We start from the raw sequence: 24,831 nt of genomic DNA on the forward strand, positions 1-24,831 counted from the left end.
GATATGGCCCTTTCGCGTAATCGGCGGGCCGTCGTCGTCGGCGGCACCGGATTCATCGGGCGGCATATCTGCCGGGCTCTCGCCCGACAGGAATATGACGTCCTGGCAATGGCGAGAAAACCCGCTGAAGCGATTCCCGGAGTCGGATTCCTGGCGCTGGACGCGGTGGCCGCACCGGTCGGCGACATCGCCGCCGCGGTGGGCCCGGCCGACCTCGTCGTCAACGCCGCGGGCGACAGCTGGGAGGGCGACGAGGAGCGGATGACGGCCTCGCATATCCCGCTGGTCGACCAGCTGGTGAGCGCCGTCGCCACCCTTCCCCGGCGGCCGAGACTGCTGCATCTGGGCTCCGTCCACGAGTACGGCCCGGTCCCCGACGGCACGGCCGTCGGCGAGAACCACCCCACCGCCCCCGAAACCCCCTACGCCCGCACCAAACTGGTCGGCAGCCGGATCGTGCTGGGCGCCGCGGACGCGGGACGGATCGACGGCTGTGTGCTGCGGGTGACCAACGTCTGCGGACCGGGCACCCCGTACGGCAGTTTCCTCGGCCGCCTCGCCGCCCGGCTGCGCGAGACCGACGAGGCCACCCCGCTCACCCTCACCCTCGTCGACGACCGGCGCGACTTCATCGATGTACGCGATGTGGCCGACGCCGTGGTGCGCGCCGCCGGGGCGCCGGTCGGCGGCCAGGTCATCAACATCGGCCAGGGCACCGCCACCGGGATGCGCGAGCTGGCCGGACTGCTGATCTCCGCCTCGCGCGTCCCCCCGCATCTGGTGCGCGAGGAGGACGCCCCCGTCCACAGCAAGGGCGGCCGCTGGACCCAGGCCGACATCCGGCTCGCCCGCACCCTGCTGGGCTGGTCCCCGAAAGTGCCGCTGAAGGAATCCCTGTACGACCTGTGGGCGGCCTCCGCCCGGCGTCGACCGGCTGCCGCGGCGGCCCGTACCGAAGGACACTGATGCAGTACACCCATCTCGGCCGCACGGGCCTCCTGGTGAGCCGGGTCTGTCTGGGCACCCTGAACCTCGGGGTCCGGGCGAGCGACGAGGAGAGCTACGCCATCCTGGACACCGCGCTGGAGCGCGGGGTCAACTTCGTCGACACCGCCAACCAGTACGGCTGGCAGAAACACAAGGGCTACACCGAGGAATTCCTCGGCAGCTGGTTCGCACGGGACGGCGGCCGCCGCGAGAAGACCGTGCTGGGCACCAAGGTCTTCAACCCGATGAGCGACTGGCCCAATGACTCCGGGCTGTCCGCCCGCCACATCATCGCCTCCTGCGAGGACTCGCTGCGCAGACTGCGCACCGACTGGATCGACCTCTTCCAGATGCATCACATCGACCGCCACGCGCCCTGGGAGGAGGTGTGGCAGGCCATGGAGACGCTGACCCGGCAGGGCAAGGTGCGCTACGTCGGCTCGTCCAACTTCGCGGGCTGGCACCTCGCCGAGGCCCAGGAGGCCGCCACCCGCCGCCACTTCCTCGGCATCGTCTCCGAGCAGAGCGTCTACAACCTGGTCACCCGCCATATCGAACTGGAGCTGATCCCCGCCGCCCAGCGCTACGGGGTCGGGGTGCTGGCCTGGTCACCGCTGCACGGCGGACTCCTCGGCGGAGCGCTGCGCAAACTGGCCGACGGCACGGCCATGAAGACCGCCCAGGGCCGCGCCGCCGAGGCGCTGGAGCGCCACCACGACGCCATCACCGGATACGAGAAGCTCTGCGCCGACCTCGGTACCGACCCCGCGCAGGTGGGGCTCGCCTGGGTGATGCAGCGCCCCGGTATCACCGCCCCGGTCATCGGGCCTCGCAGCCTGGAGCAGCTCGAAGGGGCCTTCCAGGCCCTGGAGCTCACCCTCCCCGACGAGGTGCTGACCGAACTCGACACCCTGTTCCCGCCGATCGGCAACGGCGGCCCGGGACCGGAGGCATGGGCGTGGTGAATACGCTCCAGGAGCGGCTGGCGCGGTCCGCGGCCACCGTGGACACCTCGGCCGGTCGACTGGCCGACATCCAGCGGTGGTTCCATGCACGCACCGAGGCCGACACCTCCCGCGTCGAGATCATTCCGTTCGAGGAGCTGCGCGGCTGGAGCTTCGCGGCCGACACCCACAACCTGGTCCATGAGACCGGCCGGTTCTTCAGCGTCGAGGGGCTGCGGGTGCGGATGCCCGGCGGTGCCGTGGAGCGGTGGACGCAGCCGATCCTCCACCAGCCCGAGATCGGCATCCTCGGCATCCTGGTCAAGGACTTCGACGGCGTACCGCACTTCCTGATGCAGGCGAAGATGGAGCCGGGCAACCACGGCGGACTCCAGCTCTCGCCGACCGTACAGGCCACCCGCAGCAACTACACCCGGGTGCACCGGGGCCGGCCGGTGCCGTACGTGGAGTACTTCCAGCGCATGGACCGGCACCGGGTACTCGCCGATGTGCGCCAGTCGGAACAGGGCACCTGGTTCTTCCGCAAACGCAACCGCAACATGCTCGTCGAGGTCGCGGCCGACGAGGACATCGAGGTGCGCGACGGCTTCCGCTGGCTGACCCTCGGCCAGCTGCACCACCTGCTGGCCGTCGAGGACCTGGTGAACATGGACGCCCGTAGCGCCCTGGCCTGTCTCCCGGCGAGCTACGACGGCGGCCCGCCGGGAGCGGGCGGCAGCGTCCACCGCACCGCCGACATCCTCAGCTGGGTCACCGGACTGCGCACCGACCGCGAGGTGGAGACCGAACGGATCCCGCTGCGCGAGACGGACCGATGGCACCGCACCGGCCACCGGATCTCGCATGAGAGCGGCCGCTACTTCAGCGTCATGGCCGTGGACGTCCGGGCCGGTGGCCGTGAGGTGCGCGGCTGGACCCAGCCCATGATCGAGCCGCATGGTCCGGGGGTGGCCGCCTTCCTGCTGGCCCACGCCGACGGGGTACCGCATGTGCTGGTGCAGGCCCGTGCCGAACCCGGCTACACCGATGTGGTGGAGCTCGCGCCCACCGTGCAGTGCACCCCGCGGAACTACACCCATCTGCCCGGGGCGGCCATGCCGCGCTTCCTCGACGAGGTGGTCCACGCCCCGGCGGACCGGGTGCGCTTCGACACCGTGCTCTCCGAGGAGGGCGGGCGTTTCTACCACGCCTTCAACCGCTATCTGGTGGTCGACTCCGCGATGGACGTCGTCGCGCCCGACGATCCGGACTTCCGCTGGATGGCGCTGCACCAACTGCTCGATCTGATCCGCCACAGCCACTATGTCAATGTCGAGGCCCGCACCCTGATCGCCTGTCTGCACAGCCTCCTCGTGAAATAGGGGCTCCTTTCAGGGGTGCCCGGTCTAGGGGTTATTCGGCCCCGTTCGCTGTTCTAGCCTCCGAAAGCGTCGGGCACCCCGGAGCGGTACATCGGAGGACATGTCATGCAGGAGATCAGCAGCGCCGCGGCGGCCGAGGACGCGGAGGGCGGGGATTTCTCCGCCATGGAGATTCCGGACTCCTATCGGGGCGCGGTGATCCTCCGGGAAGAGTCCGAGATGTTCCAGGGAATGGCCACCTCGGACAAGGACCCCCAGAAGTCCCTGCACATACGGGAGGTGCCGACCCCCGAACCGGGGCCGGGCGAGGCGGTGATCGCGGTGATGGCGAGCGCCATCAACTACAACACCGTCTGGAGCGCCATCTTCGAACCGCTGCCCACCTTCGGCTTCCTGGAGCGCTACGCACGCTCCGACGACCCCCAGGCCGCCCGCCACCACCAGCCCTACCACGTCCTCGGTTCCGACCTGTCGGGCATCGTGCTGCGCACCGGCCCCGGGGTGCGGCGCTGGAAGCCGGGCGACCGGGTGGTGGCCCACTGTCTGTCCATCGAGCTCCAGTCGCCGGACGGCCACGACGACACCATGCTCGACCCCGAACAGCGGATCTGGGGCTTCGAGACCAACTTCGGCGGACTGGCCGAACTCTCCCTGGTCAAGGCCAACCAGCTGATGCCCAAACCCGAACACCTCACCTGGGAGGAGGCCGCCTCCTCCGGACTGGTCAACTCCACCGCCTACCGGCAGCTGGTCTCCCGCAACGGCGCCCAGCTGAAACAGGGCGATGTGACGCTCATCTGGGGCGCGGCCGGTGGCCTCGGCTCCTACGCCACCCAGCTGGCGGTCAACGGCGGGGCGGTCCCGGTGTGTGTGGTCTCGGGCCCGCACAAGGCCGCGCTGGCCCGCTCCATGGGCGCGGAGCTGGTGATCGACCGCGCCGAGGAGGATTACCGCTTCTGGAAGGACGCCGCCACCCCCGACCCCCGGGAGTGGAAGCGGTTCGGCGCCCGGATCCGCGAACTGACCGGCGGCGAGGACCCGGACATCGTGGTCGAGCACCCGGGCCGGGAGACCTTCGGCGCCAGTGTGTACGTGGCGCGCCGCGGCGGCACCGTGGTCACCTGCGCCGCCACCTCCGGCTACCGCCACGAGTACGACAACCGCTATCTATGGATGGGGCTCAAGCGCATCGTCGGCACCCACTTCGCCAACTACCGCGAGGCATGGGCGGCCAACCGCCTGATAGCGAAGGGGATGATCCACCCCACGCTGTCCACGGTCTATCCGCTGGACTCGGTCGGCGTCGCCACCCAGGACGTCCACCGCAACCGCCACTCCGGCAAGGTGGGGGTGTTGTGCCTGGCCCCCCAGGAGGGACTCGGCGTACGCGACCACGAGCTGCGCGAGCGCCATCTGCCGGCGATCAACCGCTTCCGGCAGGACACCGGCATCGTGCCCGTGCCCTAGCCGTCGTAGGAGCGCTGTGCGCGCGGCCTGTCGTCGGGCCGGGCGGGCGCCGGGCCGGGCCGCGGCGGGGTGTCCGGGAGCTCGGGGTCGATCAGGTGGAACCGGCGCAGGGTCCGCCGGAGCGCCACCAGGTTGAGCAGCCCGAGCGGCACCGGCGGCCGGTGCCCCGCCGCCACCCGGTCGACCAGCCCGAAGGCGACCCGAATGGGCACCCGCAACAGGGTGTCGTGGCGCGGTTCGGGGCTGGAGGAGCGCTGTCCGAGACGGTGTGCGGCGGCGGCCTCGTACGCGGCCTTGCGGGCCCGGTTGAGATTGCCCAGCGGCCGGAACTCCTCGGTGGTGTGCCACGGGTTGAACGCCAGCTGCTCGACGCGGCGGGCGGCGGAGCGCGCCTCGGCGGAGTCCGGGTCGTGGCGGGCCACGGTCAGCAGGGCCACCGGTTCGACGGGCGCGTCGCTCTCCGGCCACTCCACCGAACCGTCCTCCACCGGGGTGCGGCGCTCGTCCCGGTAGCGCTGGAGACACAGCTCGAAGGCGATGTCCCCGGTGACCAGGCGCAGCGCCAGCTCATGGTGGAGGTAGTCGGGGTCGCCGCGGTCGGGCGGGGGAGCGGGGGTGCCACCGGGCGCCGGACGCAGCTGGTAGCGGACCGGCCCGGCGCCGCCCCACAGGATCGCGCCCCGGCTCCAGAAGGTCTCCCGGGCGAGGGAGCCGACGGTGTGCCGGGTGGCGGTGCGCACATTGCGGCGCATCCGGTCCGCGCTGCCCCAGCCCACCGCCAGCGGCAGCCGGACGAAGAGCCCGAACGCCTGCTCCACGGCGCTGGTCGCGCCCGCCATGGCCTTGGCGAACGCCACGAACTCCCGGGCGTCGGCGGCATGGGACACCGGGAAGCCGGTGGCCAGCAGATCGTGGGTCTCCTCTGGCCCGGCCTGGACCCGGACCGCCATACCGCGCAGATCCGGCGAGGCGTTGTGGCGCTCGGTGCCACGGGCGTTGGACAGCCGCACCACGGCCGGGTACTCCGCGCCCGGCCGGGCGTACCCCACGCACAGCTCGGGCGGGAGGTCGTCACGGAACCGCAGCCGGGCGTTCTCCACACCGAGCGCCGCCCCGGCGTGGAAGGCGCGCGGCAGCTGGGTGGCGCCCGCGATGTCCCGATGGGTGCGCCGCATTCGCATCAGCTCACGGGCCAGTTTGTCGAGGAGCACCCGTTCTGCCTCGGGGCTGCCTCCCTCGTACGCCTCGTAGTGCCCGGGTGCCGGGTGGGCCGTCGCGTCGTGCCCGTGACTCCGTACGGACTGCTCCTGCTGTCCGGTGTCGACCATGGGGACCTCTCCGTACGGGGACCTACACGACTCATATGCGACGAATGCACAAGGAAACCCGAGGAAACCTGCGAAACAGGAATAAAAGAAGACGGTAGGGGAGGGAGTCCGGGGCCGCAGCCCGGGCCGGTCGCGGGGGTGGCCGTCTCCGGCGGCGCGGCCGCCGGCCGCTGCGGCACACTGGGTGCATGCCGGAACTGCCCGAGGTGGAGGCCCTCACCGGGATCCTGGCCGAGCGTGCCGTCGGACGGGAGATCGACCGTGTCCTGCCCGTCGCGGTGAGCGTGCTCAAGACGTACGATCCACCGCTGACCGCCCTCGAGGGGCGGACCGTCACGGCCGCGCGCCGCCATGGCAAATTCCTGGACCTGGCCACCGACGGGCCCCATCTGGTGGTCCATCTCGCCCGCGCGGGCTGGCTGCGCTGGAAGGACGGCCTGCCGGAGGCTCCGCCCCGGCCCGGCAAGGGCCCGCTGGCGCTGCGGCTGGTCCTGGCCGGTCCGGAGCGCTCCGGCTTCGACCTCACCGAGGCGGGATCCCGCAAGGGGCTCGCGGTGTACGTCGTACGTTCGCCCGAGGAGGTCCCGGGGATCGCCCGGCTCGGCCCGGACCCGCTGGACGGCTCCCTCACCCCTGAGGCGTTCGCCGGACTGCTGCGCGGCGTACGCCACCGGATCAAGGGGGTGCTGCGCGACCAGAGCGTCATCGCCGGAATCGGCAACGCCTACTCGGACGAGATCCTGCACACCGCGAAGATGTCGCCCTACCGGCTCGCCTCCGACCTCGGCGAGGAGGAGATCGCCGCCCTGTACGAGGCCATGGACACCACGCTGCGCTCCGCCGTCGAGCGCTCCCGCGGGCTCGCCGCCGGTGACCTCAAGGCGGAGAAGCGCAGCGGGATGCGGGTGCACGGACGCGCCGGCCAGCCCTGCCCGGTGTGCGGTGACACGGTCCGCGAGGTGTCCTTCAGGGACTCCGCCCTCCAGTACTGCCCCACGTGCCAGACCGGCGGCAAACCACTTGCCGACCGCAGGATGTCCCGACTGCTCAAATAGCGCATAGGAACGGTCAGTTGGCGACACCCTCTTGACCCGGGCAAGACAACCCCGCCATATGGTGGCCATGACCACAGCCCTGATCATCGGTGGCGGCATCGCCGGCACGGTGACCGCGATGGCCCTGCACCGGGCCGGGATCGACGCGGTCGTCCACGAGGCATCCCCCCATGTCGCCGACGCCGGCGCCATCGACACGGGTGCGTTCCTCGTCGTCGCGGCCAACGGCCTGGAGGCGCTGCGCACGATCGACGCCCATGGACCCGTGCTGGACCACTCCTTCGCCACCGGCCATGTCGACTTCATCAGCGACACCGGCAAACGGCTCGGCCGCAAACCGATCTCCGGTTCGGCGGACGGCGGTCCGGGGTCACGCACCATCAAACGCGCCACCCTGGTCCGGGTGTTGCGCGAGGAGGCGGCGCGCCGCGGGGTGCGCATCGAGTACGGCAAACGGCTGCTCGCCGCCCACACCAGCCCCGACGGCACCGTCGTCGGCTGCTTCGCCGACGGCGGCCGGGCGATGGCCGACGTGCTCATCGGGGCCGACGGCCTCCACTCCCTGACCCGCAGGACCATCGACGCCGCCTCGGCCCGGCCGCGCTACACCGGACAGCAGACCGTCTGCGGCTACGCCCGCGAGGTCCCCGCACCCCCCGACCCCGACACCTACACCATGATCTTCGGCAAACAGGCGTTCTTCGGCTGCACCACCGCACCGGACGGCGGGATCTGGTGGTTCGCCAACGCCCCGGCCCCCGAGCTGCCCCCGGCGGAGCTGGCCGCCGTCACCCCCGAGCAGTGGCGCGAGAAGCTCACCGGGCTGTTCGCCGAGGACCGGACCGCGGCCGCCGGGATCATCGGCGCCACCGGCGAGGACATCATCGCCACCGGCGGCTACGACATCGTCTCCACCCCCACCTGGTCCTCGGAGGCCATGGTCATCGTGGGGGACGCGGCACACGCGTGCGCCCCCAACGCCGCACAGGGCGCCTCTCTGGCCATGGAGGACGGGGTGGTGCTCGCCAAGTGTCTGCGCGATTTGCGCCACCCCCGGTCCGCCTTCGCCGCCTACGAGGGGCTGCGCCGCGCGCGCGTCGAGAAGGTGGCCCGGAGCAGCGCGGACCTGGCCCGCCGCACCGCCCCCGGCCCGGTCAAACGCGCCCTGCGGGACGCCACCCTGCCGCGGCGTCTGGACCGGGCGGGCGGCGCGGCCGCCACCGACTGGCTGACCGGCTACCGCATCGACTGGGACCAGCCCGTGGAAGGGGAGACCGCGGTCCGCGGCCGCCGCTGAGCCCGGTGTCCGCGCCGGGAGCCACCGGACATTCTCCCCGTGGCCGGGGCCACCCGCCACCCAGGTTTGGCCCCGGTCCGCACGGGCACTTGGAACGCTCTGGTTCCGTACGTCCGGGAGTCCCTTGTGAACCCAGTACGTATCGTGATCGTCGGTGCCGGTTTCGCCGGTTACCAGGCCGCCCGTACGCTCTCCCGTACCCTGCGCAAAGCGGCGGAGATAATCCTGATCAACCCCAATGACTACTTTCTGTATCTCCCGCTGCTGCCCGAGGTGGCCGCGGGGGTGCTGGAACCCCGACGGGTCTCGGTCTCCCTCACCGGCACCCTGCCGCATGTCCGGCTGATGCTCGGCGAGGTGCACTCGGTCGACCTCGAGAACCGCCGGGTCGGCTGGGAGGACCCGGAGGGACACCGCGGCGAGCTGAGCTACGACCGGCTCATCCTCTCCGTCGGCAGCGTCAACAAGCTGCTGCCGATCCCGGGCGTCGCCGAGCACGCCCACGGCTTCCGCGGGATGCCCGAGGCCCTCTACCTGCGCGACCACGTGACCCGCCAGATCGAGATGGCGGGCAATGCCGAGGACCCCCGGGAACGTGCCGCCCGCAGCACCTTCGTGGTGGTCGGCGCCGGGTACACCGGCACCGAGGTGGCCGCCCACGGGGTGCTGCTCACCGACGCGCTGGCCCGGAAGAACACCGCGCTGCGCGGTGCGGCCCCGCCCCGCTGGCTGCTGGTCGACGTCGCGCCCCGGGTCCTGCCGGGGCTGGACGAACGGCTCTCCCGCACCGCCGACCGGGTGCTGCGCAAACGCGGGGTCGAGGTGCGCACCGGCACCAGCGTCAAGGAGGCCACCTCCGAGGGGGTGCTGTTCGACAACGGCGAGTTCATCGACACCCGCTCGCTGATCTGGTGTGTCGGGGTGCGCCCCGACCCGCTGGTGGAGGACCTCGGACTGGCCACCGAGCAGGGGCGGCTGCGGGTGGACCAGTACCTCGCGGTCCCCGGCCATCCGGAGGTGGTGGCCTGCGGTGACGCCGCCGCGGTACCCGATCTGACCCGACCGGGCCAGTTCACCGCGATGACCGCGCAGCACGCCCAGCGCCAGGGCCGGACGGCGGCCCGCAACATCCTTGCCTCCCTCGGCCACGGCACGGCCAAGCCCTACAAACACCACGATCTGGGGTTCATGGTCGACCTCGGTGGAGTGCAGGCGGCCGCCGACCCCCTGCACATCCCGCTGTCCGGACCGATCGCCAACGCGCTCACCCGCGGCTACCACCTGATGGCCATGCCCGGCAATCGCGTCCGCGTGGCCGCCGACTGGCTGCTCGACGCGGTGCTGCCACGCCAGGCGGTGCAACTCGGAATGGTGCCCTCCTGGGCGGTTCCGCTGGACACCGAGTCACCCGAGGTCGCCCGGACGGCCCGTACGTCCGGCGGCTGACCGCCCGGCACCGAGGAAAACCGCCCTGACAGGAAACCGCCCGACACCGAAGGAAGGAGAACCATGCGACACGAACAGCTCACCGAGCTCGGGCAGCAGCTCCGCGTCGACTCGGTGCGCGCCGCCGCGGCAGCCGGGTCCGGCCATCCGACGTCCTCGATGTCGGCCGCGGACCTGATGGCCGTTCTCATGGGGAACCATCTGCGCTACGACTTCGAAAAGCCCGACCGCCCCGGCAATGACCACCTGGTCTTCTCCAAGGGCCATGCCTCCCCGCTGCTGTACTCGGTCTACAAGGCCGCGGGCGCCATCAGCGACGAGGAACTGCTCACCTTCCGCAAGCTGGGCAGCAGGCTGGAGGGCCATCCCACCCCCCGGTTGCCGTGGGTGGACGTGGCCACCGGCTCCCTGGGGCAGGGACTGCCCTTCGGCGTCGGCATGGCGCTGAGCGCCAAACGGCTGGACCATGTGGCCAGCCGGGTCTGGGTGCTCATCGGTGACAGCGAAATGGCCGAGGGATCGGCCTGGGAAGCCTTCGAGCAGGCCGGATTCGACCATCTGGACAACCTCACCGCCGTCATCGACGTCAACCGGCTGGGCCAGCGCGGCCCCACCCGCCACGAATGGGACCTCGACGCCTACGCCCGGCGGATCCGCGCCTTCGACTGGCACACCATCGAGATCGACGGCCATGACATCGCCGCGATCGACCGCGCGTACGGCGAGGCGATGTCCACCGTGGGCCGCCCCACCGCCATCATCGCCCGCACCCAGAAGGGCCGTGGTGTGGCCGCGGTGGAGAACCGGGAGGGCATGCACGGCAAACCGCTGAAGGACCCGGAGGAGGCCATCGCCGAACTCGGCGGAGTGCGGAACATGGCGGTGCCGGTGCTCGGCCCGCCCTCGGTCACCCCCACCCGGGCGACCTCCGAGGGCCCGCTGAGCCTGCCGCGGTTCAACCCCGGCGACACCGTCCCCACCCGGGACGCGTTCGGGGAGGCCCTGGCCGCCGTCGGCACCGCCCGCGGCGATGTGGTGGCGCTGGACGGAGAGGTGGGCGACTCGACGCGGCTGGAGTACTTCCAGAAGGAACACCCCGACCGCTACTTCGAGTTCTACATCGCCGAACAGCAGCTGGTGGCCGCCGCCGTGGGCATGCAGACCCGCGGCTGGACCCCCTACGTCTCCACCTTCGCGGCGTTCTTCACCCGTGCCTACGACTTCATCCGGATGGCCGCCGTCAGCCGCGCCGACCTCAACCTCATCGGCTCCCACGCGGGTGTGGCCATCGGTGAGGACGGCCCCTCCCAGATGGGCCTGGAGGACCTGGCAGCGCTGCGGGCGGTGCACGGCAGCACCGTGCTCTACCCCTGCGACGCCAACCAGACCGCCCACCTCATCGCCGCCATGGCCCGGGAGTCGGGCATCCGCTATCTGCGCACCACCCGCGGCGCGACCCCGGTCATCTACCCGCCCACCGAGGAGTTCCCGGTCGGCGGAGCCAAGGTCCTGCGCGCCACCGAGGACGACCGCGTCACCCTCGTGGCCGCCGGGGTCACGGTGCCCGAGGCCCTCGCGGCAGCCGACCGGCTGGCCGAGGAGTCCCTCCCGGTACGTGTCATCGACCTCTACTCGGTCAAGCCGGTGGACGCCGGGGCGCTGCGCACCGCCGCCGAGGCGACCGGTCGGCTGATCACGGTGGAGGACCACCACCCCGAGGGCGGACTCGGCGACGCGGTGCTCGACGCCTTCACCGACGGCCGCCCCGTGCCCCGGCTGGTCCGGCTCGCCGTACGCGATATGCCGGTCTCGGCCACCCCGGCCGAGCAGCTGCACGAGGCCGGGATCGACGCGGACGCCATCGTGGCCGCCGCCCGCGAACTCGCCGGAGCCTGACTCGGCGCCCGAGTCCGCGCCTGATCCGGCGCACCGGCCCGCTCGCGGCCCTCCGCCGGGACAACTCCATATGATCCGCACGATGTCCGACGGGCCCGGGGCCCCAGCGCCCCGGGTCCGTCGAGCTGTGCGCGCCCGGCCTCTCGTACCCCGCGAGGCGACTCCCGTACGCTACTGCCCAGTTGTGTACCGGACGTCGACAAAGGGCGGGGACCATGGGGCACTTGGGCAGAGCCGCGGGCGAGAAGGCCCGGCGCACGGGCACGGTGGCGGTCGTCGCGGCGGCCGCCGCACTGTGTCTGGCGGCACCGGCGGGCGCGCGGCCCGCGGACACCACGGACGATCCGCCCTACTCCGCCACCACGGCGGTGGGCGTGCACAACGCGTACGAGAAGGACAAGTACCCGTACTTCGCCGACGCGCTCGACTCCGGCGCCGCACTGCTCGAACTCGACGTGTGGACCAACGCGTTCGGCTCCGGCTGGCGGGTCTCGCACAGCAATCCACTGGGCAACGACAACAACTGTGCCAACGCCGGATCCGCGGCCGAACTGCGGACCAAGTCCCGCAATCAGAGCCTGGCCGGATGTCTGGCCGACCTCAAGGTCTGGCACGACGCCCACCCCGGGCACCGCCCCATCGTCATCAAGACCGAGCTCAAGGACGGCTTCAACGGTAAGGGCGGCCGCGGTCCGGCCGAGCTGGACGCCCTGCTGAACGGCACTCTGGGCGACGCCCTGCTGCGCCCGGCCGGTGTGACGGGTGGCCATGCCACCCTCGACGAGGCGGTCCGGGCCGACGGCTGGCCGTCCCGCTCCGCCCTCGCGGGCAAGTTCGTCTTCGAGCTGATCCCGGGCACCGTCGAGCAGAGCAACCCCTTCGACCACCTGTGGACCGACCGCGAGTACGCCACCCACCTCCGCGACCTGGCCGCGTCCGGGAAGCTCGGGCAGGCCGCCGCCTTCCCCGCGGTCATCAAGGCCACCGCCGGTGATCCGCGCACCCGCTACGAGGACGCCGCCATCCGCCCCTGGTTCGTCTTCTTCGACGGGGACGCGTCCACGTTCGTGGGCGGCGGGATCGACACCGCCTGGTACGACGACCGCCACTACCTACTGATCATGACCGACGCGCAGAGCGTGCCCCCGGCCATCGACGGCACCCACCCCACCGAGGAGCAGGCGAAGGCGCGGGTGGCCGAACTCGCCACCCGGCACGCCAGCTTCGTGACCGCCGACTGGTACCCGCTGCCGAGCGTGCTGTCGTCCGTGCTGCCCCGTGGCTGATTCCACGCCCCCGGCACACCGCTCCCCGGCCGGGCCCGCCCCGCGGGTCCGGCCGCGGTCAGCCCGGCAGATCGCCCGCGCCGTCGTCGGTCTCCTCCAGCCGGAAGCCCACCTTCAGCCCCACCTGGTAGTGGGCGATCCTGCCGTTCTCGATATGCCCGCGGACCTGGCCCACCTCGAACCAGTCGAGATTCCGGAGCGTCTGGGAGGCGCGGCTGATACCGCTGCGGATCGCGTCGTCGACGCTCTCGCTGGACGAGCCGACGATCTCGGTCACCCGGTAGGTGTGGGACATGGCAGTCTCCCCGGTCCGTGGGGCGGTCCGATTGCTCCTCCCACCGTGCCTCACGACGCCGCCGTCCGCGAGCCGGACGGCCGCGGCCCGGTCTCACGGAACCACGGTCACCGGCCAGCGCCCGGCCTTCACCAGCCGGACCGCCACCGAGCCGACGATCCGGTGCCCCGCCTGCTCGGACGCGCCCACCACCACCGCGTCCGCGGTCAGCTCGTCCGCGGCCTGCACCAGACCGCTGTAGGGGTCGCCGCGGAAGGTGTGGAACTCCCAGCGCACCTCGAACACCCCGCGCAGCCGCTCGGCGGCCTCCCGGACCTCCCGGATCAGCTCCTCGGCCACCTCACCGGTGGTGTCGGCCACCGCCGCGCCGAGCGCCGCGCCCACGGGCAGCACCGGCTGCACATAGACCACGGCCAGCAGCGCGTTCTGCCGTCTGGCCAGCCCGGCGGCGTACGACGCGGCGCGCCAGGAGGAATCGGAGCCGTCCACTCCGACCAGGATGACCTTCGGTCCGTCGGTACCGCGTTCAAAAGACGCCGGGAGTTTGTCCACCACATCTGCGAGGCTAGCGCCAGGGACGGAACGGCGGTCGGCCGGGCCGGACCCGGGTGCGACAGCATCGCCATCGCACCATGACCGCCACCGTACGACAGGAGAAACAATGGGCGGCACGCACCGGGGCGAACTACTCGCCATCAGTGACCTGCACGTGGCCTACGCGGAGAACCGGGAGATCGTGGAGCGGCTGCGGCCGGGCTCCGACGACGACTGGCTGATCGTCGCCGGCGACGTCGGCGAGGTGTTCTCCGAGATCGAGGAGACGCTGGGGCTGCTGAGCGAGCGCTTCGCCAAGGTCATCTGGGCGCCGGGCAACCACGAGCTGTGGACCCACCCCAAGGACCCGCTGGAGGCCCGTGGCGTGGCACGCTACGAGGCGCTGGTGGAGATGTGCCGCGCCAAGGGCATCGTGACGCCCGAGGACCCCTACCCCCTCTGGGAGGGCGTCGGGGGGCCGCTGACCATCGCCCCGCTCTTCCTGCTCTACGACTACACCTTCCGGCTCGACGGCATCACCACCAAGGAAGCCGCCCTGGCCCACGCCCATGAGTCCGGAGTGGTCTGCACCGACGAGCACTTCCTCCACCCCGACCCGTACCCCACCCGTGACGCCTGGTGCCGCGCCCGGGTCGCCGAGACCGAGGCCAAGCTCGCCGCGTGCGACCCCACCGTGCAGACGGTGCTCATCAACCACTGGCCGCTGACCCGGCTGCCCACCCGGGTGCTTCGCTACCCGGACTTCGCCCTGTGGTGCGGCACCGAGCTGACCGCCGACTGGCACGTCCGGTTCCGCGCCGCGACGGTGGTCTACGGCCATCTCCACATCCCCCGCACCACGGTGGAGGACGGGGTGTCGTTCCAGGAGGTGTCGGTGGGCTATCCGCGCGAGTGGAAGGCGCACGGCAGGCTGCCCGAGGACCCGCTGCGCCGGGTCCTCCCGGTGGCGGTGCCATGACGCGGGCCGCGATGCCGTCTTGACGGACCGGGCGGTCGGCGCCGTACGGTCCCGGCTGTGAACCCTGTCGAGGCGTTCCTGCCCGAGACCTACGCGGGCGGCGTCCCCTACGCGCTCTTCCGCGAGTTGCGCGCCACCCGCCCCGTCTGCCGGATCGAGGAGCCCGCGGTCGGGGCGTGGCCCGCGGGCCCGGGCTTCTGGGCGGTGTTCCGGCACGCCGACGTCAAACACGTGCTGCGCACCCCCGAGACCTTCTCCTCCTGGCTGGGTGCCACCCAGATCCGTGACCCCGACACCCCGGCCGACCTTGACTTCGTCCGGGCGATGATGCTCAATCAGGATTCGCCCGGCCACTCCCGGCTCCGGCGGATCGTCGCCGCCGCCCTCACCCCGCGGGCCGTGCGCGAACTGGAGACGGCCATCGAGGAACGCGCGGCGGCGCTCATCGACTCGGTGGCCGACCGCGGCGAGGCCGACTTCGTCGAACTCGCCGCCGATCTGCCGGTGTGGACCCTGGCCCAGGTGATGGGCGTCCCCGAGAACGACCGGCGGCTGCTCTTCGACTGGTCGAACCGGGTCATCGGCTATCAGGACACGGACCACGCCGGATCCAGCACCGCCGATCCGGAGGAGCTGAGTCCCATGGGACGGGCCGCGCTCGCGCTCCGGCCCGCCTCGGCGGTCCGCCCGGACGGACGGCTGATGAACCCGCGCTCCCGCGAGGCCCTGGCCGATATGTTCGGCTACGCCCACGCACTGGCCGAACGGCCCCGGCCCGGCAGTGTGATGGCACGGATGCGGGCGGGCGGCCTCGGCCGCGAGGAGTTCGAGAACATGTTCTTCCTGTTCGCGGTGGCGGGCAACGAGACGCTGCGCAACGGCATCCCCGGCGGACTGCTCACCCTCCTCGACCACCCCGCCGGCCACCGACTGCTGCTCGACCGGCCCGAACTCACCGGTTCCGCGGTGGAGGAGATGCTGCGCTTCTGGCCGCCGGTCATCGACTTCCGCCGTACCGCCACCCGCGATGTGGAACTGGGCGGACAGCTGATCCGGCGCGGTGACAAGGTCGTGGTCTTCCACGCCTCCGCCAACCGCGACGAGACGGTCTTCCCCGACCCGGACCGGTTCGACCCCACCCGCTCACCCAACGACCACGTCAGCTTCGGCTACGGCCCGCACTTCTGCATGGGCGCGCGGCTGGCCCGCGTCCAGATGCGGGCCATGCTGCGCGGCGCCCTCGACCGGCTGCCCGGACTGCGTCTCGCCGGGGAGCCGGTGCGGCTCACCTCCAACTTCCAGAACGGGCTCAAGCGCCTCCCCGTGCGCTGGGAAACAGATCGGTGAACGGCGCGGTGGTGTCACCGGCCGAGCGTCCGAAGGGATCGTCGAAGTCCCAGACCAGGAAGAGCAGGAAGACGATCAGGCTGGTGAACATCACCGACAGCATCAACTCCCGTGGTGAGCGGCGGATCTGAAGGGTGAAGATCAGCCCGATGACCAGCGTGGCGCCCAGTGCCAGCCCGATCCAGACCACCCGGGGCATGGTCGGCCCCGCGCTCTGCTGCCGGGCGGTCCGGGCCGCGTCCGCCGCGGCCACCTCGTCCACCATGGGCTGATACGCCTGTGACTGGAGGGCGGTCCGCGGCCGGGCGTGGGTGACGTCATGGCGTACGGCGTCCAGCAACACCGCGCCATGTTCGGTGAGCTCACCCTTGTCGATCATCACCTGCCACTCCTTGGTCACCACATGGTCCACATAGGACTCGATGTCCTGATGGATCCGGGCGCGCACGGAGCGTGGATAGACACTGGCCCGCTCGTCCACCTCGTGCAGCGCCTGGGCCTCCGACTGCACCCCGTCCTGGGCGGCGCCACGCGCCTCCCAGACCCCGGCGATGGCCAGGCCCAGCACGATCGCGTAGACCACGCCGATCATCATGATCATGTAGTCGAGGACATCGGGGGTCTCGGACGGGTCGTCTTCCACACCGAGACGACGGGCGTTGAGGATCGCGGCCACCACGACGGCGGTGCAGATCCCGGCCATCAGCAGCGTCAGAATGAGCCATTCGGGCATGGGTAACCTCCGGAGCGGGTCGGCAGGGCGGATCAGCCGCGCCGTCCGCCGCGGGAGGCGGAGCGCGAACGCGGGCGGAGAGCGGCGGCCGCGAGCACCGCGGGCGCCGTGAGCAGCAGGGTGAAGGTGACCAGCGACGTCCCCTCGGGGGGCTCCTCGCGGCGGGGCGGGCGATAGTTCTGCGCCAGGACCGGACGCGCCCGGGTCGGGGTGGGGGTCGGCTCCGAGGACGGTGCCGTGGGCTCGGCGGGCGCGGGCTTCGACGGGCGCGGCGGGGTGGGCCGGGGCGCGGCAGGGCGGCTGGGCGCGGGGCGCTCCGGAGCGGGCGCCGGAGCCTCGGAGGTGAGCGTCGGGCTCGGCGTCGGAGTCGGCGACGGCGTCGGGGTGGGACTCGGTGTCGGCGTCGGAGTGGGCGTGGGGGTCGGTGTCGGCGTCGCTGTCGGGGTCGGGGTCGGAGTGGGCGTCGGAGTGGGCGTGGGGCAGTGCCCGTACCGCGCGAAGGCGCCGTCACCTCCGGCCGACGCGACGGCGCATACGCAGAATCCGGGGCGGACCTCGATCCGCGCGGCCGCGTACGCCCCTTCGTCCGTCACCCCTGTCCGGACCCGGACGTCGATCGTCCGCCCGGGAGCGGGCGTGACGGACGCCGAGCCGCCCTTCCCGCCGCTCCCGTCGGCCACGGCCGTCGCCCCCGCCGAGGCGCAGAGCAGGGCCGTGACGAGGACCCCTGAACGCCATGCGCGATGCCATCGGTTCACGAGGAAGATCTTTGGCCCATCGGACCGGTGCCAGCCGTACGGCCCTGTGTTTTCCCTCGAACGGGGGACGGCGCACCGGAGTTCACCGCGTCGAGGTTGACGTCAGGGGCGCGATTCCGCCCCCTCAACGCACCGATGCGCCGGGCCCGCGCCTCACAGAGCGTCGAAGCTGCCGTGCCGTCCCGCGCCCGCCGCGAAGCGCGCCGCGCCGTCAAGACCCTCCGCCAGGGTGGCCCGGCCATGGCGCAGTTCCCGCGCCATCGCCTCCTCCTCCGGCAGCCCCTCCTGGTCGAGCAGCGCGGCACGGTCGCCGCGCAGACACATCTGCGGGAAACGGGCGATATCGGCGGCCAGCCGCTCCGCCTCCGCACGGGCCTCGCCCGGTGGCACCAGCCGGTTGGCCAGCCCGATGGTGTACGCCTCCGGAGCCGGTACCGCACGCCCCGTCAGCACCAGGTCCATCGCCCGGCTCGCACCGATCAGCCGTGGCAGCCGCACCGTGCCGCCGTCGATCAGCGGCACGCCCCAGCGGCGGCAGAACACCCCGAAGACCGCGTCCTCCTCCGCCACCCGCAGATCGCACCACAGGGCCAACTCCAGCCCGCCCGCGACCGCGTGGCCGCTCACCGCCGCGATCACCGGTTTGGACAGCCGCATCCGGGTGGGCCCCATCGGCCCGTCGCCGTCCTCGGCCACCCGGTTGCCGCGCTCGGTGCCGACCGCCTTGAGATCGGCACCGGAGCAGAAGGTGCCGCCCTCGCCCCACAGCACCGCCACCCGCGCCCCGGGGTCGGCGTCGAAGGCGCGGAAGGCGTCGGCGAGGGCGGTGGCCGTGGCCCCGTCCACCGCGTTGCGGACCTCGGGGCGGGCGAGCACCACGGTGGTGACCGGGCCCGACCGCTCGCTACGGACCGCCGCCGTGCCCCCGGCCGACGTCACCGCAGGTCCTTGGGGCGGGCCCGGTCCAGGATCGGCCCGGTGTCGGTGCCCGCCGGCAGAGTGCCGAAGGCGTGCCCCCAGTCCCCGTCCAGCCGCGAGGCGCAGAACGCGTCGGCCACCGCCGGATGGCTGTACCGCACCAGCAGGCTGCCCTGGAGCACCAGGGTCATCTGCTCGGCCAGCCTGCGCGCCAGCACCTGGGCCCGCTGTGGATCGCCGAGCCGCGGCAGCAGCGCCCGCAGCCGGGCCACGGCCGCGTCCAGCCGGGCGTCGGCCCCCGCGGCGGTCTCGACCTCGGCGAGGAAGGCGTCGAGCGCGCCCTGCTCACGGCCGAGCGCGCGCAGCACATCGAGCGCGGCGACATTGCCCGAGCCCTCCCAGATGGACAGCAGCGGCGCCTCCCGGTACAGCCGCGGCATCCCCGAGTCCTCCACATAGCCATTGCCGCCCAGGCACTCCAGGGCCTCCGCGGCATGGCTCGCACCGCGTTTGCACACCCAGTACTTGCTGACCGCGAGCCCGAGGCGGCGCAGCGCCGCCTCCGACGCGTCCCCGGCCTCGGCCCGGTCCAGCGCCGCCGCCAGCCGCATCGCCAGGGTGGTGGCCGCCTCCGACTCCACCGCCAGATCCGCCAGCACATGGCGCATCAGCGGCTGGTCGATCAGCTCGGCGCCGAACGCCCGGCGGTGCTCGGCGTGGTGCAGCGCCTGCCGCAGCCCGGCGCGCATACCCGCCGCCGAACCGATGACACAGTCCAGCCGGGTCATGTTCACCATCTCGACGATGGTGCGCACCCCGCGGCCCGGTTCGCCCACCCGCCAGGCGACGGTCCGCTCGTACTCGATCTCCGACGAGGCGTTGGAGTGGTTGCCCAGCTTGTTCTTCAGCCGCTGCAACCGCAGCGTGTTGCGGGTGCCGTCCGGCAGCACCCGCGGTACCAGGAAGCAGGTCACCCCCTCGTCGGCCTGGGCCAGCGTCAGGAAGACGTCGCTCATCGGCGCGGAGGTGAACCACTTGTGGCCGGTGAGCACATAGGTGCCGTCGTCACTGGGGACGGCCTGGGTGGTGTTGGCGCGGACGTCCGAACCGCCCTGCTTCTCCGTCATCGACATGCCCGCGATCAGGCCCCGCTTGCCGAGCGGCGCGCGCAGCCCGAAGTCGTACTCCCGGGAGGCCAGCAGCGGTTCGTACGCGGCGGCCAGCTCGGGTTCGGCGCGCAGTGCCGGGACCGCGGCGTACGTCATGGAGATGGGGCAGCCGTGCCCGGCCTCGGCCTGCGCGAAGGCGTAGAACTTGGCCGCGCGCACCAGATGGGCGCCGGAGCGGCTCTCCCGCCACGCCGCCGCGTGCTGACCGTTCGCCACGGCCTCCGCCATCAGCTGGTGGTAGGCCGGGTGGTACTCGACCTCGTCGATGCGGTTCCCGTACCGGTCGTGGGTGTGCAGTACCGGCGGGTGCTCCTCGGCCATCCGCGCCCGGTCCTGGACCTCGGCGGAACCGGCCCGCGCGCCCAGCTGCCGGACCTCCTCCTCGCCCCAGGCACCGCCGTCCCGGCGCAGCGCCTCCAGCAGGGCGGGGTCGTCCGCCGTGGTGAAGCCGACGAGCGGCGGGGCCTGGTTGAGGACTTCATGCGTCGAGCTCATGACGGGCAACTCCTTGGTCGCGGCGGGCTCACCGGTCTCCCGGTCCGTACCGGTATCACCGGTCTCCTCCGGGCGGTCCTACGCGTCTTACACTTCCATCATGCGTGATGAAGAACTGTAATGTATAGGGTGCTCAGCAGCTATGGACGACACCGGATCCCTCACACTGCGGCCGCTGACCGCGCGCTCCATCGTGCTCAGCACCCTGCTCGGCCATCATCCGCCCCGGCTGCCCGCCCGCATCCTGGTCCGCGTCGGCGCGCTCTTCGGCACCGCCGAGGGCACCGTCCGGGTCGCGCTCACCCGGATGGTCGCCGCCGGTGACCTGGAACAGCGCGACGGCGAGTACGTCCTCACCGAGCGGCTGCTCGCCCGCCAGGCGCGTCAGGACGACAGCCGGGCCCCCCGCACCCGGCGCTGGGACGGCGGCTGGGAGATCGCCGTCGTCACCTCCGACCGGCGTGCGGCGGCCGAGCGCGCCGCACTGCGCCAGGCGATGGCCACCCTGAGGCTGGCCGAGCTCCGTGAGGGCACCTGGCTGCGCCCCGCCAATCTGGTCCGCCCGCGCCCGGCCGTCGCCGCCGCGCAGTGCGGCTGGTTCACCGGCGGCCCTGAGGACGACCCGGTCGCGCTCGCGGCGCGGCTGTGGGACCTGGACGGCTGGGCCCACCGGGCCCGGGCGCTGGGCGAGGCACTGGACCGCGCGGAGGGCCCCGCCGCGCGCTTCACCGTCGGCGCCGCCGCGCTGCGGCATCTGCTCGCCGACCCAGTACTGCCCGCCCGGCTGCTGCCCGAGGACTGGCCGGGCGCCGGGCTGCGACGCCGCTACGACGCCTTCGAGCGCGAGTTCCGCACCCTGCTCTCCCAGCACACCGGCGGCTGACCGCCGCGCCTCCGCGGGCGGGCGGCGGAACGGTCACCCCGAGTCGCGGACCACGCGGTCACCCCGAGTCGCGGACCACCAGCTCGGTGGGCAGGACGAGCGCGGGCTCGATGCTCTCCCCGCCCGTCAGCCGCAGCAGCTGCCGCGCCAGCCTGCGGCCGATCTCGGCGATCGGCTGACGCACCGTGGTCAGCGGCGGCTCGGTGTAACGGGCGGGTTCGACATCGTCGAAACCCACCACGGCCACATCGTCCGGCACCCGCCGCCCGGCCTGCCGCAGCGTCCGCAGCACCCCGATGGCCATCAGGTCCGACGCCACGAACACCGCGTCCAGCCCCGGCTGCCGCTCCAGCAGCTCCCGCATCGCCACCGCACCCGATTCCTGGGTGAAGTCGCCGACCGCCACCGACGGATCAAGACCCGCCGCCCGCAGCGCCGCGCGATAGCCCGCCAGCCGGTCGATCCCGGCCACCATGTCCTGCGGACCGGCCACGGTGCCGATCCGGGTACGGCCGGAGGCGGCCAGATGACGTACGGCGCTCGCCGCGCCCGCGGTGTTGTCCACCCCCACGTACGGCAGCATCGCGGCGCCCAGGGCCCGTTCGTTGCAGACCACCGGGATCCCCATCCGGGCCAGGGCGGCGGGCAGCGGATCGGCGCCGTGCATGGACGCCACCATGACCCCGTCGACATGGCGCGCCAGCGCGAACCGCTCGATCCGGGCCCGGCTGGCGGGGGAGCGGGCCATCATCAGCACCAACTGCTTGTCGGCCGCCTCCAGCTCCTGGCTCACGCCGCGCACCACACCCGGGAAGAACCGGTCGTCGGAGAAGACCCGGCCCGGCTCCTCCGGCAGCACCAGCGCGAAGGAGTCCGTGCGCTGGGTGACCAGGCTGCGGGCCGCCTGGTTGGGGATGTAGCCGAGCTCCTGGATGGCCCGTAGCACCGCCTCCCGGCTGTCCTCGCCGACCGTGGTGGATCCATTGACGACACGGGACACGGTGGCGCGCGAAACACCCGCGTGCCGTGCCACGTTCTCCAGAGTGGGCCGGGGCCGGTACATCTGTGGCATCCCTCGCTGTTCACTGGGTTCGCTCGCCGGGGCTCGCACCAGCATGGATCAAGAACGGGAGCGGGGAACACTCTTCGGCGTGGTCGGTCCCGTTTCGCCGTGTCGTTCGCCGTGTTCGCCGTGGGATTCCCCGTGCGGTCCGCCGTGGGATTCGCCGTGCGGTTCGCTGTGGGGTCGGCCCGCCAGCACGCGGGCGCGGCAGACGGAGGGCGTGCCCCACGCGGAGCGCAGCGCGCGGGCCCGGCGGATCCACAGCGACAGATCGAACTCGTCGGTGTAGCCGATCGCGCCGTGCAGCTGGAGCGCGGCGCGGGCCGCCGCGTAACCCGCCTCGCCCGCCGCCACCTTGGCGGCGGCGACCCCGGAACGCGCGCCGGGCCCGTCCGCCGCGAGCGCCACCGCCGCCCCGAACAGCAGCGGCCGGGCGAACTCCAGCCCGATCAGCACATCCGCCAGCCGGTGCTTCACCGCCTGGAACGACCCGACCGCCCGGCCGAACTGCCGCCGCTCCTTCACATACGCCACCGTCCGCTCCAGAAGTGCCAGTCCGGTGCCGAGGGACAGCGCGGCCGTGGCGAACGCGGCCCAGTCCGCCGCCCGTTCGGCGGCCGCGGCCACCGCCGGACCCCGGGCCAGCAGCTCACCGCCGGACCGTGGCCGGGCCAGCCGCCGGGCCGGGTCGGACGAGGGCTGTACGGGGCCGTGCCCCGGGGCGAGCCACAACTCCTCGCCCACGACGGCGAACACGGCGTCGGCGGCCTCCGCGTCCAGCGCGTACGGCCCGCCGTCGGGCGCCGCCAGAGTGGCGACGGCCTGCCCGGCCGCGATCCGGGGCAGCCAGCGCCGGGCGGCCGGGGTGTCGTCTGCCTCGGCCAGCGCGGCCAGCAGGACGGCCACGGCGGCGGTCTCGGCCAGCGGCCCCGGCACCGCGTGCCGGCCCGACTCCACGTACGCCACGGCCAGTTCCACCGGTAGCGGCCCGACGCCGTCGTACATCTCCGGGACGGCCAGCGCGGTCACCCCGAGCCCGCCGAGCCGCTGCCACAGGGCCCGCCCCGGCCCGTGATCCCCCCGCCCCCAGGCCCGTACCACCTCCGCCGTACGCGCCTCATGGAGCATCCGGTCCAGCGTCCGCCCGAACTCGCCCTGCGCACGGTCCAGCACGAATTCCATCCACGTTCCCCTCTCCACCCGCCCCATTTCACGACTGTGCGCCGCCGTCTACGCACGCGCCCCGGCCGCGCGGCAGTCCGGGGCCAGGGGCGGGCCCCCGGTGCGGGAAGGGCGGGGTCAACGCCGGTCCTTCGGCAGGCCCAGCAGCCGTTCGGCGATCAGATCGCGCTGGATCTCGTTGGTGCCCGCGTAGATCGGGCCCGCCAGGGCGAAGGTGTAGCCGTCCGCCCAGGCGCCGCCCCCGGCCGCCTCGGCCGCGCCGTCGGCCAGTTCACCCACCGGACCGAGCAGGTCGAGCGCCGTCTCGTGGAGGGCGATGTCCAGTTCGGACCAGAAGACCTTGTTGAGGCTCGACTCGGCCCCGGTGGCGGCGCCCGCCGCGCTTCCCGCCTCCGGCCCCGCCTGCGGCCGTGTCGCGCTCGCGTACGCGAACAGCTCATACGCACGGGCGCCGATCACCGCGTCCGCGACCCGGTCCCGCAGCGCGCCGTCCTCGCCCGCACCGGATTCCGCCGACCGCTCCCGCCACAGCGAGAGCAGCCGCCGGGCCGCCGCCGTGAAGCGGCCCGGACTGCGCAGGGTCGGCCCGCGCTCGTTGCCCGCCGTGCTCATCGCCACCCGCCAGCCCTGCCCCGGCTCGCCGATGACGTCCTCGTCGGGCACGAACACCTCGTCGAGGAAGAGCTCGGCGAAGGCGGGCTTCCCGTCGAGGCGGCCAATCGGACGGACGGTCACGCCCGGTGCGTCGAGCGGGAACATCAGATACGTCAGCCCGCGGTGCGGCGGTGCGCCCTCCTCGCGGTGGCCGCGGAAGAGCCCGAAGGCGCGGTCGGCGAAGGCGGCCCGGGACGACCAGGTCTTCTGGCCGTTCAGCAGCCAGCCGCCGTCCGCGCGGCGGGCCGTGGAGCGCAGCGAGGCCAGGTCCGAGCCGGACTCCGGCTCGGACCACGCCTGCGCCCAGATCACCTCGCCGCGCGCCATCGGCGGCAGGACCCGCGCCCGCTGCCCGGCGGTGCCGTGCGCGAAGAGGGTGGGGGCGAGCAGGCTGATCCCGTTCTGGCTCACCCGGCCCGGCGCGCCCGCCGCGTAGTACTCCTCCTCGAACAGCAGCCACTCCACCAGCGACGCCCCCCGGCCGCCGTACTCCTCGGGCCAGGTCACCGCCGACCAGCGGCCCTCGGCCAGCGTCTGCTCCCAGGCGCGGTGGGCGGCGAAGCCCTCGGCGGTCTCCAGGGAGGGCAGCGGGGAGACGGGGGTGTGCGCCGCGAGCCAGCGGCGGGCCCCGTCCCGGAACGTCCGCTGCCGCTCGGTGAGTTCGAGGTCCACCGCGCCGTCTCCCCTCGCCCCGCAGGTTCCCTAACAAGTGTTTGGTAGGTTACCGTGGCAG

General features: G+C 72.7%; 22 protein-coding genes. 12 read left to right on the forward strand and 10 right to left on the reverse strand.

Annotation, left to right across the window (positions count from 1 at the left end; all coding sequences use genetic code 11):
* The first annotated feature begins 3 nt into the window (after positions 1-3).
* The 4 genes from AB0C66_RS34810 to ccrA all read left to right on the forward strand — a co-directional run bounded on the left by AB0C66_RS34810 (position 4) and on the right by ccrA (position 4,780).
* The gene (locus tag AB0C66_RS34810) at positions 4-966 is read left to right on the forward strand and encodes an NAD(P)-dependent oxidoreductase (protein WP_362448186.1); all 963 of its coding nucleotides are present in this window, start codon (positions 4-6) and stop codon (positions 964-966) included.
* On the forward strand, positions 966-1,952 hold the full coding sequence (locus AB0C66_RS34815; protein WP_362448189.1) for an aldo/keto reductase: 987 nt from the start codon (positions 966-968) through the stop codon (positions 1,950-1,952). The genes AB0C66_RS34810 and AB0C66_RS34815 overlap by 1 nt, the downstream gene beginning before the upstream one ends.
* Positions 1,946-3,313 carry an NDP-hexose 2,3-dehydratase family protein gene (locus AB0C66_RS34820; RefSeq protein ID WP_362448375.1) on the forward strand — a complete coding sequence of 456 codons (1,368 nt, stop codon included), beginning with the start codon at positions 1,946-1,948 and terminating at the stop codon, positions 3,311-3,313. Before AB0C66_RS34815 ends, AB0C66_RS34820 begins: the two co-directional genes overlap by 7 nt.
* A gap of 105 nt (positions 3,314-3,418) precedes the next feature.
* The gene (ccrA, locus tag AB0C66_RS34825) at positions 3,419-4,780 is read left to right on the forward strand and encodes a crotonyl-CoA carboxylase/reductase (RefSeq protein ID WP_362448192.1); all 1,362 of its coding nucleotides are present in this window, start codon (positions 3,419-3,421) and stop codon (positions 4,778-4,780) included.
* Here the strand turns inward: ccrA and AB0C66_RS34830 are convergent.
* The gene (locus AB0C66_RS34830; protein ID WP_362448195.1) at positions 4,777-6,108 is read right to left on the reverse strand and encodes a hypothetical protein; all 1,332 of its coding nucleotides are present in this window, start codon (positions 6,106-6,108) and stop codon (positions 4,777-4,779) included. The genes ccrA and AB0C66_RS34830 overlap by 4 nt on opposite strands.
* Before the next feature lie 188 nt (positions 6,109-6,296).
* Between AB0C66_RS34830 and AB0C66_RS34835 the strand changes: the two genes are divergently transcribed.
* The 5 genes from AB0C66_RS34835 to AB0C66_RS34855 all read left to right on the forward strand — a co-directional run bounded on the left by AB0C66_RS34835 (position 6,297) and on the right by AB0C66_RS34855 (position 13,088).
* On the forward strand, positions 6,297-7,163 hold the full coding sequence (locus AB0C66_RS34835; protein WP_362448198.1) for a DNA-formamidopyrimidine glycosylase family protein: 867 nt from the start codon (positions 6,297-6,299) through the stop codon (positions 7,161-7,163).
* A gap of 67 nt (positions 7,164-7,230) precedes the next feature.
* Positions 7,231-8,460 carry an FAD-dependent monooxygenase gene (locus AB0C66_RS34840; RefSeq protein WP_362448201.1) on the forward strand — a complete coding sequence of 410 codons (1,230 nt, stop codon included), beginning with the start codon at positions 7,231-7,233 and terminating at the stop codon, positions 8,458-8,460.
* A 126-nt stretch (positions 8,461-8,586) separates the two neighbouring features.
* Entirely contained in the window at positions 8,587-9,906 is a 1,320-nt protein-coding gene (locus tag AB0C66_RS34845; protein WP_362448204.1) for an NAD(P)/FAD-dependent oxidoreductase, read from the forward strand.
* A gap of 63 nt (positions 9,907-9,969) precedes the next feature.
* Complete coding sequence (locus AB0C66_RS34850) at positions 9,970-11,802, forward strand: transketolase (protein ID WP_362448207.1); 1,833 nt, start codon at positions 9,970-9,972, stop codon at positions 11,800-11,802.
* Between the two features lie 215 nt (positions 11,803-12,017).
* A complete protein-coding gene (locus AB0C66_RS34855) occupies positions 12,018-13,088 on the forward strand; it encodes a phosphatidylinositol-specific phospholipase C domain-containing protein (protein ID WP_362448210.1) in 1,071 nt (356 codons plus the stop codon).
* 58 nt (positions 13,089-13,146) lie between these two features.
* On the opposite strand, the gene AB0C66_RS34860 is transcribed toward AB0C66_RS34855, so the two are convergent.
* Together AB0C66_RS34860 and AB0C66_RS34865 are read right to left on the reverse strand one after the other, a co-directional pair.
* The gene (locus tag AB0C66_RS34860) at positions 13,147-13,383 is read right to left on the reverse strand and encodes a dodecin (RefSeq protein ID WP_362448213.1); all 237 of its coding nucleotides are present in this window, start codon (positions 13,381-13,383) and stop codon (positions 13,147-13,149) included.
* A 93-nt stretch (positions 13,384-13,476) separates the two neighbouring features.
* On the reverse strand, positions 13,477-13,938 hold the full coding sequence (locus AB0C66_RS34865; protein ID WP_362448216.1) for a universal stress protein: 462 nt from the start codon (positions 13,936-13,938) through the stop codon (positions 13,477-13,479).
* 106 nt (positions 13,939-14,044) lie between these two features.
* Here AB0C66_RS34865 and AB0C66_RS34870 point away from each other — a divergent pair, with 106 nt between their 5' ends.
* Both AB0C66_RS34870 and AB0C66_RS34875 read left to right on the forward strand, forming a co-directional pair.
* Positions 14,045-14,896, forward strand: a complete 852-nt coding sequence (locus tag AB0C66_RS34870) for a metallophosphoesterase (RefSeq protein WP_362448219.1) — start codon at positions 14,045-14,047, stop codon at positions 14,894-14,896.
* Positions 14,897-14,953: 57 nt separating this feature from the next.
* Positions 14,954-16,243 (forward strand): cytochrome P450, encoded by a 1,290-nt coding sequence (locus AB0C66_RS34875; RefSeq protein ID WP_362448222.1) that lies wholly within the window; start codon positions 14,954-14,956, stop codon positions 16,241-16,243.
* Here AB0C66_RS34875 and AB0C66_RS34880 read toward each other — a convergent pair.
* The 4 genes from AB0C66_RS34880 to AB0C66_RS34895 all read right to left on the reverse strand — a co-directional run bounded on the left by AB0C66_RS34880 (position 16,206) and on the right by AB0C66_RS34895 (position 20,316).
* Positions 16,206-16,976 (reverse strand): DUF4239 domain-containing protein, encoded by a 771-nt coding sequence (locus AB0C66_RS34880; RefSeq protein ID WP_362448225.1) that lies wholly within the window; start codon positions 16,974-16,976, stop codon positions 16,206-16,208. The genes AB0C66_RS34875 and AB0C66_RS34880 overlap by 38 nt on opposite strands.
* Before the next feature lie 32 nt (positions 16,977-17,008).
* The gene (locus tag AB0C66_RS34885; RefSeq protein ID WP_362448228.1) at positions 17,009-17,734 is read right to left on the reverse strand and encodes a hypothetical protein; all 726 of its coding nucleotides are present in this window, start codon (positions 17,732-17,734) and stop codon (positions 17,009-17,011) included.
* A gap of 153 nt (positions 17,735-17,887) precedes the next feature.
* Positions 17,888-18,673 (reverse strand): crotonase/enoyl-CoA hydratase family protein, encoded by a 786-nt coding sequence (locus AB0C66_RS34890; protein ID WP_362448231.1) that lies wholly within the window; start codon positions 18,671-18,673, stop codon positions 17,888-17,890.
* A complete protein-coding gene (locus AB0C66_RS34895; RefSeq protein WP_362448234.1) occupies positions 18,670-20,316 on the reverse strand; it encodes an acyl-CoA dehydrogenase family protein in 1,647 nt (548 codons plus the stop codon). Before AB0C66_RS34895 ends, AB0C66_RS34890 begins: the two co-directional genes overlap by 4 nt.
* A gap of 142 nt (positions 20,317-20,458) precedes the next feature.
* On the opposite strand from AB0C66_RS34895, the gene AB0C66_RS34900 reads away from it, so the two are divergent.
* Positions 20,459-21,199, forward strand: coding sequence for a PaaX family transcriptional regulator C-terminal domain-containing protein (locus AB0C66_RS34900; RefSeq protein ID WP_362448237.1), 741 nt, complete (start codon positions 20,459-20,461; stop codon positions 21,197-21,199).
* A 58-nt stretch (positions 21,200-21,257) separates the two neighbouring features.
* Here the strand turns inward: AB0C66_RS34900 and AB0C66_RS34905 are convergent, their stop codons facing one another.
* From AB0C66_RS34905 to AB0C66_RS34915, 3 genes are all read right to left on the reverse strand, one after another.
* Positions 21,258-22,262: a LacI family DNA-binding transcriptional regulator gene (locus AB0C66_RS34905; protein ID WP_362448240.1), complete on the reverse strand. Its 1,005-nt coding sequence runs from the start codon at positions 22,260-22,262 to the stop codon at positions 21,258-21,260.
* A 57-nt stretch (positions 22,263-22,319) separates the two neighbouring features.
* Positions 22,320-23,444, reverse strand: a complete 1,125-nt coding sequence (locus AB0C66_RS34910) for an acyl-CoA dehydrogenase family protein (protein ID WP_362448243.1) — start codon at positions 23,442-23,444, stop codon at positions 22,320-22,322.
* A 117-nt stretch (positions 23,445-23,561) separates the two neighbouring features.
* Positions 23,562-24,770 carry an acyl-CoA dehydrogenase family protein gene (locus AB0C66_RS34915; RefSeq protein ID WP_362448246.1) on the reverse strand — a complete coding sequence of 403 codons (1,209 nt, stop codon included), beginning with the start codon at positions 24,768-24,770 and terminating at the stop codon, positions 23,562-23,564.
* Between the last annotated feature and the right edge of the window lie 61 nt (positions 24,771-24,831).

The organism is Streptomyces sp. NPDC048636 (genome assembly GCF_040650655.1).
Taxonomy (GTDB): Bacteria; Actinomycetota; Actinomycetes; order Streptomycetales; family Streptomycetaceae; genus Streptomyces.

What these genes read in the sequence shown, in the direction of transcription:
- AB0C66_RS34810 (WP_362448186.1), top strand. Translation starts at nt 4, where the DNA reads ATGGCCCTTTCGCGTAATCGGCGGGCCGTCGTCGTCGGCGGCACCGGA.
- AB0C66_RS34815 (WP_362448189.1), top strand. Translation starts at nt 966, where the DNA reads ATGCAGTACACCCATCTCGGCCGCACGGGCCTCCTGGTGAGCCGGGTC.
- ccrA (WP_362448192.1), top strand. Translation starts at nt 3,419, where the DNA reads ATGCAGGAGATCAGCAGCGCCGCGGCGGCCGAGGACGCGGAGGGCGGG.
- AB0C66_RS34830 (WP_362448195.1), bottom strand. Translation starts at nt 6,108, where the DNA reads ATGGTCGACACCGGACAGCAGGAGCAGTCCGTACGGAGTCACGGGCAC.
- AB0C66_RS34835 (WP_362448198.1), top strand. Translation starts at nt 6,297, where the DNA reads ATGCCGGAACTGCCCGAGGTGGAGGCCCTCACCGGGATCCTGGCCGAG.
- AB0C66_RS34840 (WP_362448201.1), top strand. Translation starts at nt 7,231, where the DNA reads ATGACCACAGCCCTGATCATCGGTGGCGGCATCGCCGGCACGGTGACC.
- AB0C66_RS34850 (WP_362448207.1), top strand. Translation starts at nt 9,970, where the DNA reads ATGCGACACGAACAGCTCACCGAGCTCGGGCAGCAGCTCCGCGTCGAC.
- AB0C66_RS34855 (WP_362448210.1), top strand. Translation starts at nt 12,018, where the DNA reads ATGGGGCACTTGGGCAGAGCCGCGGGCGAGAAGGCCCGGCGCACGGGC.
- AB0C66_RS34860 (WP_362448213.1), bottom strand. Translation starts at nt 13,383, where the DNA reads ATGTCCCACACCTACCGGGTGACCGAGATCGTCGGCTCGTCCAGCGAG.
- AB0C66_RS34870 (WP_362448219.1), top strand. Translation starts at nt 14,045, where the DNA reads ATGGGCGGCACGCACCGGGGCGAACTACTCGCCATCAGTGACCTGCAC.
- AB0C66_RS34880 (WP_362448225.1), bottom strand. Translation starts at nt 16,976, where the DNA reads ATGCCCGAATGGCTCATTCTGACGCTGCTGATGGCCGGGATCTGCACC.
- AB0C66_RS34895 (WP_362448234.1), bottom strand. Translation starts at nt 20,316, where the DNA reads ATGAGCTCGACGCATGAAGTCCTCAACCAGGCCCCGCCGCTCGTCGGC.
- AB0C66_RS34900 (WP_362448237.1), top strand. Translation starts at nt 20,459, where the DNA reads ATGGACGACACCGGATCCCTCACACTGCGGCCGCTGACCGCGCGCTCC.
- AB0C66_RS34905 (WP_362448240.1), bottom strand. Translation starts at nt 22,262, where the DNA reads ATGTACCGGCCCCGGCCCACTCTGGAGAACGTGGCACGGCACGCGGGT.
- AB0C66_RS34910 (WP_362448243.1), bottom strand. Translation starts at nt 23,444, where the DNA reads ATGGAATTCGTGCTGGACCGTGCGCAGGGCGAGTTCGGGCGGACGCTG.